The following is a 12220-nucleotide window of genomic DNA, read 5'->3' as shown; positions in this document are numbered from 1 at the left end:
AGGCCCACCACTTCAAAAACAACAACGCAGCACACGAGCCTCACACGGCTCAGAACCACCCCTCTGGAGGTGACCGGGTGAACACCACCCAACCGGCAAGCACCACGCCACCACAACGCGACACTTTCTCATCGCGCAAAATCTTCATCCTCGCCGCCATCGGCTCAGCCGTCGGCCTAGGCAACATCTGGCGATTCCCCTACGTCGCCTACGAAGGCGGCGGCGGGGCATTCATGATCCCCTACGCCACCGCCCTCCTCCTAGCCGGTATTCCCCTCCTCCTACTCGACTACGCCATCGGTCACAAATACCGCGGCGGCGCTCCCCTAGCCCTACGACGCCTCCACCCCAAAGCCGAATGGATCGGCTGGTGGATGGTATTCGTGTGCGTCATCATCGCCTCCTACTACGCCGTCATCCTCGCCTGGGCCGCCCGATACGTCGGCTTCTCCCTCGACCACAGCTGGGGCAACAACCCTGAACGCTTCTTCATGGACACCTTCGTCCAAGTAGCCAAACCAAACACACTCAGCTTCGACTTCGTCCCCGGCGTAGCCATTCCCCTCATCATCGTCTGGATTGTCGTCATCGCGATCATGGCTTCCGGCGTCGACAAAGGCATCGGACTACTCTCAGCCGTCTTCATCCCCCTGCTCGTATCAGCCTTCGCCCTCATGGTCGCGATCTCCCTCACTCTGCCCGGCGCGCTGACCGGACTCGACGCGATCTTCACCCCCGACTGGAGCGCCCTCACTCATCCCAAAGTCTGGATGTCAGCAGTCAGCCAGATCTTCTTCTCTCTGTCCGTGGGTTTCGGCATCATGATCACTTACTCCAGCTACGTCGACCGCCGCACCGACATGACCGGCTCAGGACTCATCGTCGGCTTCGCCAACTCCAGCTTCGAACTCCTCGCCGGAATCGGTGTCTTCGCTGCCCTGGGATTCATGGCCAACGCTTCCGGAGTTCCCGTATCCCAAGTAGTTTCCAGCGGAATCGGCCTAGCCTTCATCGCCTTCCCCACCATCATCAGCCAAGCCCCCTTCGGCCCACTGATCGGCGTACTGTTCTTCCTGTCGCTGCTGATCGCAGGAGTCACATCCATGGTCTCCATCCTGGAAGTAGGCGTCTCCGCACTGCGCGAAAAACTCGGCCTAGGCCGCATCGCCGGAACCATGCTGCTATGCCTGCCCGTAGCCACCCTGAGCATCGCCCTCATGGGCACCCACACCGGCCTGCCCGTACTGGACACCCTCGACTCTTTCGTCAACAGCTTCGGTATTCTCCTGGGCGCCATGGTGATGATGCTGGCTATCACTTACATCTTCAAGAAGCTGCCAGCACTACGTGACCACCTCAACTACCACGGAACCTTCAAAGTCAACCGCACGTGGCGGTTCCTGGTCGGTGTAGTCGTTCCTCTCACCCTGGCCTACTTACTCATCACCGACGTAGCGACCCAACTAGCCAAACCCTACGGCGACTACCCGCAATGGTTCGTCAACACCTTCGGCTGGGGCATGACCGTCCTGCTACCGGTACTCGGCATTACTGTCTCCCTTCTTCCCTGGAAACAGCCCGCCACTTTGGACGCCGAGCACGCCCACGAAGACTACGAAGAAGGGCTCACCGCCGCCTACACCACCACAGCCGAGGAGAACCACTGATATGTCCACCATCGCCATCGTCATGATGACCCTCTTCGGCAGCATCATCTGGGGCGGCCTGACCACCGCCATCATCTACGGATCCCGCGGCATCGAAACCGACGCCGCCAAATACCTCAGCGCCCACCCCGAAATCGACGCCTAAACCACACCACGGCGGGGAGGGGCTTTATCACCGAGTCTCGGTACCAAAGCCCCTCCCTGCCGTTTGGATCAGAACGGAGTGGAACGCGCAACCTCACTCAGTGTCATCGTCCACCCAATCCAACGTCCTGCTGACTGCCTTCTTCCAGTTGCGGAGCAAACGCTCACGCTCCTCAGCTGGCATCCGTGGCTCCCAACGCTGGCTCTCCGACCAGTTAGCCGCCACTTCCTCCCCACCTGACCAGAATCCGACCGCGATACCTGCCGCGTAAGCAGCACCCAGGGCGGTCGTTTCTGCCACCGAAGGCAACACCACAGGAACACCCAACATGTCGGACTGGAACTGCATGAGGGTCGAGTTGGCCGTCATGCCACCATCGACTTTGAGCTCACTCAGCTCCACATTGTGAGCTTTAGCATCAGCGATCATCGCATCCATCACTTCACGCGTCTGATACGCCGTAGCCTCCAGCGCCGCACGTGCGATGTGCCCCTTATTCACGTATCGAGTCAACCCAGCGAACACGCCACGGGCCCCTGGACGCCAATGCGGCGCAAACAACCCAGAGAACGCTGGCACGATGTACGCACCACCGTTGTCCTCAACCGTTGCAGCCAATTCCTCCACCTGTTCAGCTGAAGAAATCAACCCCATGTTGTCGCGAAGCCACTGCACCAGCGACCCCGCCACAGCAACTGAGCCTTCCAACGCGTACACCGCCGGTTCATCACCGATCTTGTAACACAGCGTTGTCAGCAACCCGTTTTCACTGTTTACCGGCTTGGTTCCCGTGTTGATGAGCATGAAGCAACCAGTGCCATACGTGTTCTTCGCCATTCCCGGCTCAAAGCAGGCCTGCCCGAAAGTTGCTGCTTGCTGATCTCCCAGAATTCCAGCAATGGGAGTGTTGATCAGGAGCCCTTGCGGACGTCCGTAGCCATACACCTCAGAGGAAGAGCGGATCTCGGGCAGCATCGACATGGGGATCCCCATGTCAGCGCAGATCGACTCATCCCATTTCAGGCTTCGGTAATCCATGAGCATCGTGCGCGAAGCGTTCGTCACGTCGGTCAGGTGGACTCCACCGTGCACACCACCAGTGAGGTTCCACAGGACCCAGGTGTCCGTTGTGCCGAAAAGCAGATCCCCTGCTTCGGCGCGTTCACGTGCTCCTTCAACGTTTTCCAGGATCCATGCCACTTTCGGTCCGGAGAAGTACGTGGCCAGCGGCAGACCACACACCGACTTGTATTTGTCGGGTCCTTCTTCTCCGGCGAGACGGTCACAGATTTTCTGGGTGCGGGTGTCTTGCCAGACGATGGCGTTATAAACCGGTTCACCGGTATTTTTGTCCCATACCACTGCGGTTTCGCGCTGGTTGGTGATGCCCACTGCCGCGATTTCATGGCGGTTGAGCTCACCGCGCGATAGTGCCTGGCCTACGGCTTCGCGCACATTGCGCCAGATCTCCATTGGGTCGTGTTCCACCCAGCCGGCTTTGGGAAAAATCTGTTCGTGCTCAAGTTGTCCGACCGAGATGATCTTTCCGCTGTGGTCGAACACGATTGCCCGTGAGCTGGTGGTGCCTTGGTCGATGGCCAGCACGTATTTTTTCGGAGTTTCTTGGAGTGCGGCCTCTTGAGTTGTCATGACATATGCCTTTCACGTCCTTGTGACAAAGATCAATAAGCAGTTGCTGGGTTACTCAGAAGACCATCGCAAACAGTCCTGCCGCTGTTCCGCCGATAAGTGGCCCTACTACGGGCACCCAGGCGTAGGCCCAGTCGCTTGGGCCTTTGCCGCGGATCGGCAGGATGGCGTGGGCGATGCGGGGTCCTAGGTCGCGTGCAGGGTTGATTGCATACCCGGTTGGTCCGCCCAAAGAGAGGCCAACACCGACGACGAGTAGTGCCACGGCGAGAGGGCCAAGTTCGCCTGGGGAGTGACCAAACTCCAGGATTACTAACACCATGACGAAGGTTGCGATGGCTTCTGTGAATAGGTTCCACCCGTAGGACCGGATGGCTGGACCGGTGGAGAACACGCCTAGTTTGTCTTCAGCGGGGGCATCTTCATCGAAGTGTTTTTTATAGCTGAGGAATACGAGAATCGCGCCGAGGAAAGCGCCGAGTAGGTCAGCGATGATGTAGATCATCGTGGTGGTGATATTGATAGGCACGCCTTTGGCGTACTCGTCGGCTCCGCTGAACAAGATGCCGAATGTGACAGCCGGGTTGAGGTGGGCCCCGGAACGGTAAGCGACATATACGGCCGAGAAAACGGCAAAACCCCACCCGAAGGTTATAGCTACCCATCCCGCTGCGTGTGACTTTGTTTTAGGGAGTACTACGCCGGCTACTACCCCGCCGCCGAGAAGAATGAGGACAGCGGTACCAACTAGCTCGGAAAGGAATATCTGCCCGAGCGCGGGCGCGGTAATAACCAGCGCAGTAACAAAGGCATTCATTGGGGGGAGTCCTAACACATCGTTGGGTAAGGATTGTGTATTTAGTTGTGGGTGGGGTTTGCCGCGTCCCTTAGACCATAGGGGTGATGTCTGGGGCGCTCAGGCGCACGGCTATCGCTTCGGCGTCTGTTTGTTCTTTTTCTGCTTTGGCTTCGGCCTCGACACGTTCACGATAGGCGTCGATTTCGCGCGCGATAGTCTCTTCGTCCCATCCGAGTAGTGGCGCGGCGATTTCGGCGATTTCGGGCAGTGCGGCCAACCCGCGGTCGCGTTGTTCGTAGTCTAGGCGAATGCGTTTGCGCACGATGTCTTCTAGGTGCAGCGCACCTTCGTGGGTGACAGCGAAAGACACCTCGGCTCCCAGGTAGGCGTCTGCTTGTTCCAGGGGGCGTCCGAGGTCGGGGTTTTGGGCGATGATGTCGAGGATGTCGGGTAGCTCATCGCCGTAGCGATCAAGGAGATGTTGGACTCGTTCGGGGGTGAAGCCTTCGTCGGTGGCGATGCGGTCACGCTGGGCTTGCCAGGCAGGGTATCCGGATGCGCCCACGAGGGGGATTTGTTCGGTAACGCAGGGGCGCTCTTTGGGGCCTTGTTTGCCGTGAAGTCGGGTGAGGGCAAAGTCAATGGCGTCTTCGGCCATGACGCGGTAGGTGGTGAGTTTTCCGCCGGCGATGGCGGAAAGTCCGGGCATGACTTCGGCGACGGTGTGTTCACGGGAGACTTTGGCTGATCCTCCGTTGCCTTTAACTTTGGGTTGTAGCAAGGGGCGTAGACCGGCGTAGGTGCCGATGATGTCTTCGCGGGTGAGTGGGGTGGCGAGCACGGAGTTGGCGTGTTCGAGAACGTAGTCGATGTCTGCGGCGGTACAGACGGGGTGGGTGAGGTCTTCGGTCCATTCGGTGTCGGTGGTGCCGATGACCCAATAGCGGTCCCAGGGGATGATGAAGAGGACGGATTTTTCGGTGCGTAGGAAGATGCCTGCGGAGCCGTCGATGCGGTCTTTGGGCACGACGATGTGGATGCCTTTACTGGCTAGGACTTGCAGTCCGCCGTCTTGGGTGGCGAGGTCTTGGGTTTGTTCGGTCCAGACGCCGGTGGCGTTGATGACGTAGTCGGCGCGTACGTCGAATTCGAGTCCGCTTTCGAGGTCTTTGACGGTGGCGCCGGTGACGCGCTGGTTTCCGCCGACGTTGTCTTTGAGGTAGCCGGTGACTTGGGCACGGCTTGCGGCTAGGGCGCCGTAGCCTTGGGCGGTGCGGACGAGGTCGATGACGAGGCGGGCGTCGTCAACGCGGGCGTCGTAGAAGCGGATGGCGCCGATGAGGGCGTCTTCACGGATTCCTGGGAAGAGTTTGCGGGCGCCTTCTTTGCTGTAGTGCTTTTGTGCTGGGACGGCGCTGCGGCCGCCGCCGCCGTATTGGGCGAGCATGTCGTACATGCCGACGCCGACGGCGCTGTATGAGCGTTCGACGACGGGGGTTTTCAGAGGCCAGAGGAAGGGCTGGGCTTTGACGAGGTGGGGTGCGGTGCGGGTGAGTAGGAGTCCGCGTTCTTTGAGGGCTTCAGCGACGAGGGCGAAGTTGAATTGGTAGAGGTAGCGCAGGCCGCCGTGGACGAGTTTGCTGGACCAGGCGGAGGTGCCGCCTGCCCAGTCTTGTGCTTCGACGATGGCGACGCGTAGTCCGCGGGTAGCTGCGTCGAGGGCGATTCCGGCTCCGGTGACGCCGCCGCCGACAACGAGGATGTCGACTTTCTCGCTGCCCATTTCCCTGAGTGCTTGTGCGCGTTGTTCACGCGTGAGTTGTGTGCGTTGCATGGGCGTGCTCCCGTCATGGCGATTGGTGTTTATTTCCACTTTGTCAGGTGGGTGAGCATTTGTTCAGCGGGTGCACGAATGTGCATCTATGGTGGTGGATTGTGGACGAACGACAGATGGTGGAGGTTGCGCGCTCGTATTACGTGGTTGGGGAAACCATGGAGGTGATTGCGGCGCGGTTGGGGGTGTCGCGTTCGTCGGTATCGCGGTTGTTGGCGCGGGCGCGTGAGGTGGGGGTGGTGCGGATCAGCATTGTGGATGGTGGAAGTGCGCCGCGGGAGTTACAACGACATTTGGATCGGGCTCGGGTGCGGGCGCATGTGGTGGATGTGCGTCCGACGAGTACACCGTTGGCGCGGTTGGATGCTGTGGCGCGCACGGCTGGGGCGTTGGTGAGTGAGTGCATGCATGATGGCGCGTCGTTGGGGGTGGCGTGGGGGACGACGGTGGCTGCGGTGGTGGAGCAGTTGCCGCCGCGGCCGTTGCGAAATGTGTCGGTGGTGCAGTTGAACGGTGCGGCTAGTGCGCAGTCCAGTGGGATCACTTTTGTGGGAGAGATTTTGGGGCGGGCGGCGCAGGCGTATGGAGCCCGGGTTCATCATTTTCCGATGCCAGCGTTTTTTGATTATGCGGAGTCGCGGCGGGCGTTGTTGCGTGAGCGGTCGGTGCAGCGGGTGGTGGCGGCGCAGCAGCGGTTGGATGTGGCGTTGTTTGGGATTGGGGCGTTTGCCAGTGAGTTACCTTCGCACGTGTATTCGCATGATTACTTGTCGCGTGCGGATGTGGAGCGGTTGGGCAGGTTGGGGGTGGTGGGTGATGTGTGCACGGTGTTTTTGCGTGAGGACGGCACGTATGCCGATATCGAGTTGAATCGTCGGGCGACGGGACCAACGCCTGCGGTGTTGGGGCGGTTGCCGCGACGTATTGGTGCGGTGACGGGCACAGCGAAGGTGCCTGCGGTGGTGGGTGCGTTGCGGTCGGGGGCGTTGACGGATTTGGTGGTGGATTCGGTGACGGCGGCGGCGTTGACGCGGCGGTTGGATGCGAGGCCGTTGCCGGCGCGGCGGGAGCCGGGGGCAGGGTGATGTGCTCCCGGCTGCCGCGGTGTGGTTGTTAGTTGGCTGGGCGTTGTGCGCGCAGGCTGCGGCGGAGGTGATCGAGGCTTTCGATGACGGGGCGTCGCAGGGCGGCGGGGGCCTCGGGGTGTGTTTGGAGCCAGGTGGCGGCTTGGTGTACTCCTTCGTGTTCTTCGATGGGGGTTCCGGGTTGGTAGGGGTCCCAGGTGGGGAAGGTGCCGCGGATGATGCGTTGGGCGATTTCTTGGGTGTGGGTGTTCCAGATAGTGGGGAGGTTGTCGTAGTAGCGCTGGGTGTATTCGGGGAGGAGGTGGGCGTGTCCGGGGCGGGCGAATCCGCCGGTGAGGGCGGAGACTTCGTCGTTTGATCCGGGGTCGGCACTCATGAGGCGTTCCCAGGTGCGTGCTTTGGTGTTGGCGTCTGGGAATGAGGCCAGGGCGCGGAGGTGTCGGACGGGGGCTGCTGAGGTGGTGTCGTGGGCTAGTTCGGTGTCGATGAGTGCGCTGTCGGCGTGGCCGGTTGCGGCGAGGGCTTCGAGGAGTTGCCACCGTAGTTCGGGGGTCAGTTCGAGGCCTTCGATGGTGTGGGTGTGGTTGAGGAGGTCGTGGATGTCTTTGGCTCGTCCGTCGTGGGAGGCGGCGGTGCGGGCGAAGGTGCGGGCCCAGCTCAGTTGGGCGTCGGATCCTGGTGTGACTTCGTGGATGGCGTTCCAGGCCAGGTCGAGGACGCGGGCGTTGGCTGTGGGGCGTTCGGTTGCAGGTAGGTATTGGTCGATGGCTGGTTGGAGGTGGTCTAGGAGGTCCACGAGCAGGACGGTGTCGGTTTCTCGGGGGGCGTGGCGGCAGACGATGTCGATGAAGTCGCGCGCGGGTAGTTCACCGTCGCGGGCTGCGTTCCAGATGGCTGCGCTGAGTCCGGCGCGGGCTAGTGAGGTGTCGACGTCGCTGTAGTGGGCGGCGACGGTGCGGGCTGAGTCGGGGTCGAGTCGGACTTTGGCATAGGTGAGGTCGTCGTCGTTGAGGAGGACTAGGTCGGGGTTGAGACCGACTGCTTCGGGTACGCGGGTGTGTTGGCCGGTGACTTCGACGTCGATGGTGTGGGTGCGGCGCAGGGTGCCTTGGGGGTCGAAGTTGTAGAGGCCGACGATGAGTTGGTGGGGGCGTTGGGGCTGTCCGCTTTGTTCGATGATCAGTTCGCAGATGGTGTCGTTTTTGCGGATGACGTGGGGTATGAGGGCGTTGAGTCCGTCGGTTTCGAGCCAGAGCTTGGCCCAGGTGCGTAGGTCTTTGCCGCAGGCGTGTTCGAGGTGTTCGAGCAGGTCGGAGAAGGTTGCGGTGGAGAACGCGTGGGAGGCGAAGTAGCTGCAGGCGCCGGCGAAGAAGTGTTCTTGGCCTACGTAGGCGACGAGTTGTTTGAGGACGCCTGCGCCTTTGGCGTAGGTGATGCCATCGAAGTTTTGTTTGGCTGCGGCGACGTCGGGGATGTCGGCGGCGATGGGGTGGGTGGTGGGGAGTTGGTCTGCTTGGTAGGCCCAGGCTTTGCGGCGTGCGGCGAATGCGGTCCAGGCGTTGTGGTGTTCGGTGGCTTCGGCGCAGGCCAGTGCGCCCATGTATTCGGCGAAGCTTTCTTTGAGCCAGAGGTCGTCCCACCAGGTAGGGGTGACGAGGTCACCGAACCACATGTGGGCCATTTCGTGGAGGACGGTGTTGGCACGGGCTTCGTATTGGTTTGTGGTTGCACCGGACTGGAAGACGTATCCAGCGTCGGTGAAGGTGACTAGGCCGGGGTTTTCCATGGCACCGAGGTTGTACTCGGGGACGAAGATGGAGTCGTATTTGCCCCAGGGGTAGGGGGTGTCGAAGTGGTTGTGGAAGAAGTCGAGTCCGGATTTGGTGATGGTGAAGAGGACGTCGGGGTCGAAGGCATCGACGAGTGATGCGCGGCAGAACATGCCTAGGGGAATGGTGAGTTCTCTGTCGTGGTGGGGGCCGACGAGCCCGGTCCAGGTGTCGTGGTATCCGACGTAGGGTCCGGCGCAGATGCAGGTGATGTAGGTGGATAGGCGGGGGGTGGGGGCGAAGGTGACGCGGGCGAGTTCGGGCAGGTTGTTGTGGGCGGGGATGGTGGTTCGGTTGGCTTCGGGGCTGCCGGAGAGGATTTTCCAGGTGGCTGGGGCGGTAACGGTGAAGGTGAAGCTGGCTTTGAGGTCGGGCTGGTCGAATTGGGGGTAGAGGCGGCGGGAGTCGGCGGGTTCGAATTGGGTGTACAGGTAGGTGTTTGCGTCGCTGGGGTCGACGTATCGGTGGAGCCCTTCGCCGCTGCGGGAGTAGATGCCGTGTCCGCTGATTTCGACGATGTTGCGGCCGTGGTTCAGGTCGCGTAGGTGGATGCCGGCACCGTCGAATTCGATGGTTCGTGGTTGTCCATTGATGGTCAGGTGGGTGATGTCTTCGCCAATGAAGTCGGCGAAGGTTTCGGTGATGGTGGAGTCGAATTCGATGCGGGAGGTTACGGGGAATGTGACGAGTGTGGTGTCGGCTGCGGCGGCGAGGTTGATGTCAACCTCGTAGTTGTGGATGTACAGGTGGGTAGAGCGGTGGGCGGCTTCGCTGCGTGTTAGGGCTACATTTCCTCGGGTCACCCCCCAACGCTAGCGGCCGTGAGGGCGCTTGTGATCTTAACCGTATCGACTTGTTGGGCAGGCGTGTTCGTTAGTTGGTGCGGTTGCTGCGGCCGGTTGCGCTGATGGTGCCAGAGCCTACGACGCGTGGCCCGTCGTAGAGCACTGCGGACTGTCCTGGCGCAACGCCTCGGACTGGTTCTTGTAGGTGGAGGGTGAGGGTGGTTTCGTCCGTGGCGGTGACGGTGACGGGGTATTCGCGTCCGTGTGCGCGCAGTTGTACGCCCAGGTGGGCTTCTCCGGTGGGGCGTGCGCTGGACCAGCGGAGGTGGTCGATGTCTATTCGGTCGATGCGCAGGAGTTCTTCGGGACCGATGGTGACGGTGTTGCTGGTGGGGTCGGTGCCGATAACGTAGCGGGGGCGTCCGTCGGCGGCGGGGCGTTGTAGGTGGAGACCGCGGCGTTGGCCGATGGTGTAGGCGTAGGCGCCGGCGTGTTCACCGACGATGGTGCCGTCAGGTTCGGTGATGGGGCCTGGTTCGCTTCCTAGTCGGGCGGCGAGGTAGGCACGGGTGTCTCCGTCGGCGATGAAGCAGATGTCGTGGCTGTCTGGTTTTTTCGCTACGGAGAAGCCATGGCGGGCTGCTTCTTGGCGGATAACGGGTTTGGTGGTGTCCCCTAGTGGGAACCAGGAGGCGGCTAGTTGTTCGGCGTCTAGGACTCCGAGCACGTAAGACTGGTCTTTGGCGTGGTCGACGGCGCGGTGGAGTTCTCTTTCTCCGGTTGTGTTTTCGGGGTCGCCGGGTTCGATGACGCGGGCGTAGTGGCCGGTGGCTACACCGTCGAATCCCAGGGCAAGTGCGCGTTCGAGCAGGGCGGAGAATTTGATTTTTTCGTTGCAGCGTAGGCAGGGATTGGGGGTGCGTCCGGCGGCGTATTCGGTGACGAAGTCTTCGATGACGTCGTTGCGGAATTCTTCGGCAAAGTCCCATACGTAGTAGGGGATGCCGAGTTTGTCGGCGACGCGACGGGCGTCGCTTGCGTCTTCGAGGGTGCAGCAACCGCGGGCGCTTTCGCGCAAGGTAGCAGCGTTGGAAGACAGAGCCATGTGCACTCCGATGACGTCATGTCCGGCTTGAACCATGCGTGCGGCGGCTACGGCTGAGTCAACTCCGCCGCTCATGGCGGCCACGATGCGGCTCATGCGGTTTTCTTTCGTGTGGTGAGGCGGTGGACGTTGCGGGCGCGCTCTACTGCTTCAGGCAGGGCGGTTAGGGCCAGGTCGATGTCGGCGTCAGTGGTGGTGTAGCCGAGGCTGAATCGTAGGGCGCCGGTAGCGAGTTCAGCGTCGTGGCCGAGGGCGAGGACAACGTGGCTGGGTTGAGTTACCCCGGAGTGGCAGGCAGATCCGGTGGAGCATTCGACGCCGGCGGCGTCGAGGAGGAAGAGCAAGGAGTCGCCTTGGGCTTGGGGTATGAGGACGTGGACGTTGCTGGCGCTGCGTTGGGTGGTGTCTGTGGGGGCCCATGCGCCGGTGATGTGGGCGTCGGGGATGCTTTCGAGGATGCCTTGGGCTAAACGGTCACGCAGGGCAACCAGGCGGGCCACTTCGGTGTCGCGGTGGGTGACGACACTGTGCAGGGCAGTTTCGAAGGAACGGGCTAGGGCCAGGCCAAGGGTGCCTGAGCGCAAGGCTCGTTCTTGTCCGCCGCCGTAGGAGATGGGGGCGATGCGGGCGTCGCGGCGGGCGATGAGTACGCCGATGCCTACAGGGCTGCCGAGTTTGTGTCCTGATAGGGCCGCGGTGGTGATGCCGGGGTGGTCCAGGGGTAGGTCGAGGACGCTGATTCCTTGGACTGCGTCGCAGTGGAAGGCGATGGCATGTTCAGCGCAGGTCTCGGCGATGGCGGCGGTGGGCTGGATGGTGCCGATTTCGTTGTTGACTGCCATGACTGTCACGAGGGCCACGTTGTCGGGGCCGCCGTTGTTGGGATCTTCGATGGCGGCGCGGATGTCCTCGGTGGCGATGATGCCATCGGGGCGGGGGGCGACGATTGTGATGGTTGCGCCTTCGTTTTTTTCTAGGGCGAAGACGGCATCGCGCACTGCTGGGTGTTCGATGGCGCCCATGATGATGCGGCGGCGGCTGGGGTTGTCGGCAACGCAGCGGCGGTAGGTGCCTAGGATGCCGATGTTGTCTGACTCGGTTCCCCCGGAGGTGAAGAGCACTTCGGAGGGGCGTACGCGCAGCAGGTCAGCTACGTTTTCGCGGGCTTCTTCTAGAGCTGAGCGTGCTCGTCGGCCGGAATCGTGTTGAGCTGAGGGGTTACCGGTCATTTGGAGTGCAGCGCTTAGGGCCGCCACAACCTCGCTGCGCGTAGGGGCGGTGGCCGCATGGTCGAGGTAAGCACGTCGCATAGGCACTCCGC

The 12220-nt window shown here is 61.6% G+C and carries 9 protein-coding genes; 3 read left to right on the top strand and 6 right to left on the bottom strand.

Going from position 1 to position 12220, the window contains the following annotated elements; translation table 11 throughout:
* Positions 1-77: 77 nt before the first annotated feature.
* The gene (locus DXZ77_RS01615; protein WP_115029456.1) at positions 78-1667 is read left to right on the top strand and encodes a sodium-dependent transporter; all 1590 of its coding nucleotides are present in this window, start codon (positions 78-80) and stop codon (positions 1665-1667) included.
* Position 1668: 1 nt separating this feature from the next.
* Entirely contained in the window at positions 1669-1812 is a 144-nt protein-coding gene (locus tag DXZ77_RS01610) for a methionine/alanine import family NSS transporter small subunit (protein WP_115029454.1), read from the top strand.
* 93 nt (positions 1813-1905) lie between these two features.
* Here DXZ77_RS01610 and glpK read toward each other — a convergent pair whose 3' ends face one another.
* The 3 genes from glpK to DXZ77_RS01595 all read right to left on the bottom strand — a co-directional run bounded on the left by glpK (position 1906) and on the right by DXZ77_RS01595 (position 6095).
* Positions 1906-3462: a glycerol kinase GlpK gene (glpK, locus tag DXZ77_RS01605; protein WP_115029452.1), complete on the bottom strand. Its 1557-nt coding sequence runs from the start codon at positions 3460-3462 to the stop codon at positions 1906-1908.
* A 55-nt stretch (positions 3463-3517) separates the two neighbouring features.
* Positions 3518-4279 carry an MIP/aquaporin family protein gene (locus DXZ77_RS01600; protein WP_115029450.1) on the bottom strand — a complete coding sequence of 254 codons (762 nt, stop codon included), beginning with the start codon at positions 4277-4279 and terminating at the stop codon, positions 3518-3520.
* 70 nt (positions 4280-4349) lie between these two features.
* Positions 4350-6095: a glycerol-3-phosphate dehydrogenase/oxidase gene (locus DXZ77_RS01595; protein ID WP_115029447.1), complete on the bottom strand. Its 1746-nt coding sequence runs from the start codon at positions 6093-6095 to the stop codon at positions 4350-4352.
* 101 nt (positions 6096-6196) lie between these two features.
* Here DXZ77_RS01595 and DXZ77_RS01590 point away from each other — a divergent pair, with 101 nt between their 5' ends.
* Positions 6197-7180: a sugar-binding transcriptional regulator gene (locus tag DXZ77_RS01590; RefSeq protein ID WP_258553066.1), complete on the top strand. Its 984-nt coding sequence runs from the start codon at positions 6197-6199 to the stop codon at positions 7178-7180.
* A 28-nt stretch (positions 7181-7208) separates the two neighbouring features.
* On the opposite strand, the gene pepN is transcribed toward DXZ77_RS01590, so the two are convergent.
* The 3 genes from pepN to DXZ77_RS01575 all read right to left on the bottom strand — a co-directional run bounded on the left by pepN (position 7209) and on the right by DXZ77_RS01575 (position 12209).
* The gene (gene pepN, locus DXZ77_RS01585; protein WP_115029445.1) at positions 7209-9812 is read right to left on the bottom strand and encodes an aminopeptidase N; all 2604 of its coding nucleotides are present in this window, start codon (positions 9810-9812) and stop codon (positions 7209-7211) included.
* Positions 9813-9882: 70 nt separating this feature from the next.
* Positions 9883-10995 (bottom strand): tRNA 2-thiouridine(34) synthase MnmA, encoded by a 1113-nt coding sequence (gene mnmA, locus DXZ77_RS01580; protein ID WP_115029444.1) that lies wholly within the window; start codon positions 10993-10995, stop codon positions 9883-9885.
* Positions 10992-12209 carry a cysteine desulfurase family protein gene (locus tag DXZ77_RS01575; protein WP_115029442.1) on the bottom strand — a complete coding sequence of 406 codons (1218 nt, stop codon included), beginning with the start codon at positions 12207-12209 and terminating at the stop codon, positions 10992-10994. The genes mnmA and DXZ77_RS01575 overlap by 4 nt, the downstream gene beginning before the upstream one ends.
* Positions 12210-12220: the final 11 nt, after the last annotated feature.

Source organism: Dermatophilus congolensis (assembly GCF_900447215.1).
GTDB lineage: Bacteria > Actinomycetota > Actinomycetes > Actinomycetales > Dermatophilaceae > Dermatophilus > Dermatophilus congolensis_A.
The sequence above is the reverse complement of the archived record's forward strand: the minus strand, read 5'-3'. Positions and strand labels throughout refer to the sequence as shown.

Bases quoted from the DNA above. Each gene is read 5' to 3' on its own strand.
- DXZ77_RS01610 (WP_115029454.1), top strand. From the start codon at position 1,669: ATGTCCACCATCGCCATCGTCATGATGACCCTCTTCGGCAGCATCATC.
- DXZ77_RS01600 (WP_115029450.1), bottom strand. From the start codon at position 4,279: ATGAATGCCTTTGTTACTGCGCTGGTTATTACCGCGCCCGCGCTCGGG.
- DXZ77_RS01595 (WP_115029447.1), bottom strand. From the start codon at position 6,095: ATGCAACGCACACAACTCACGCGTGAACAACGCGCACAAGCACTCAGG.
- glpK (WP_115029452.1), bottom strand. From the start codon at position 3,462: ATGACAACTCAAGAGGCCGCACTCCAAGAAACTCCGAAAAAATACGTG.
- DXZ77_RS01575 (WP_115029442.1), bottom strand. From the start codon at position 12,209: ATGCGACGTGCTTACCTCGACCATGCGGCCACCGCCCCTACGCGCAGC.
- mnmA (WP_115029444.1), bottom strand. From the start codon at position 10,995: ATGAGCCGCATCGTGGCCGCCATGAGCGGCGGAGTTGACTCAGCCGTA.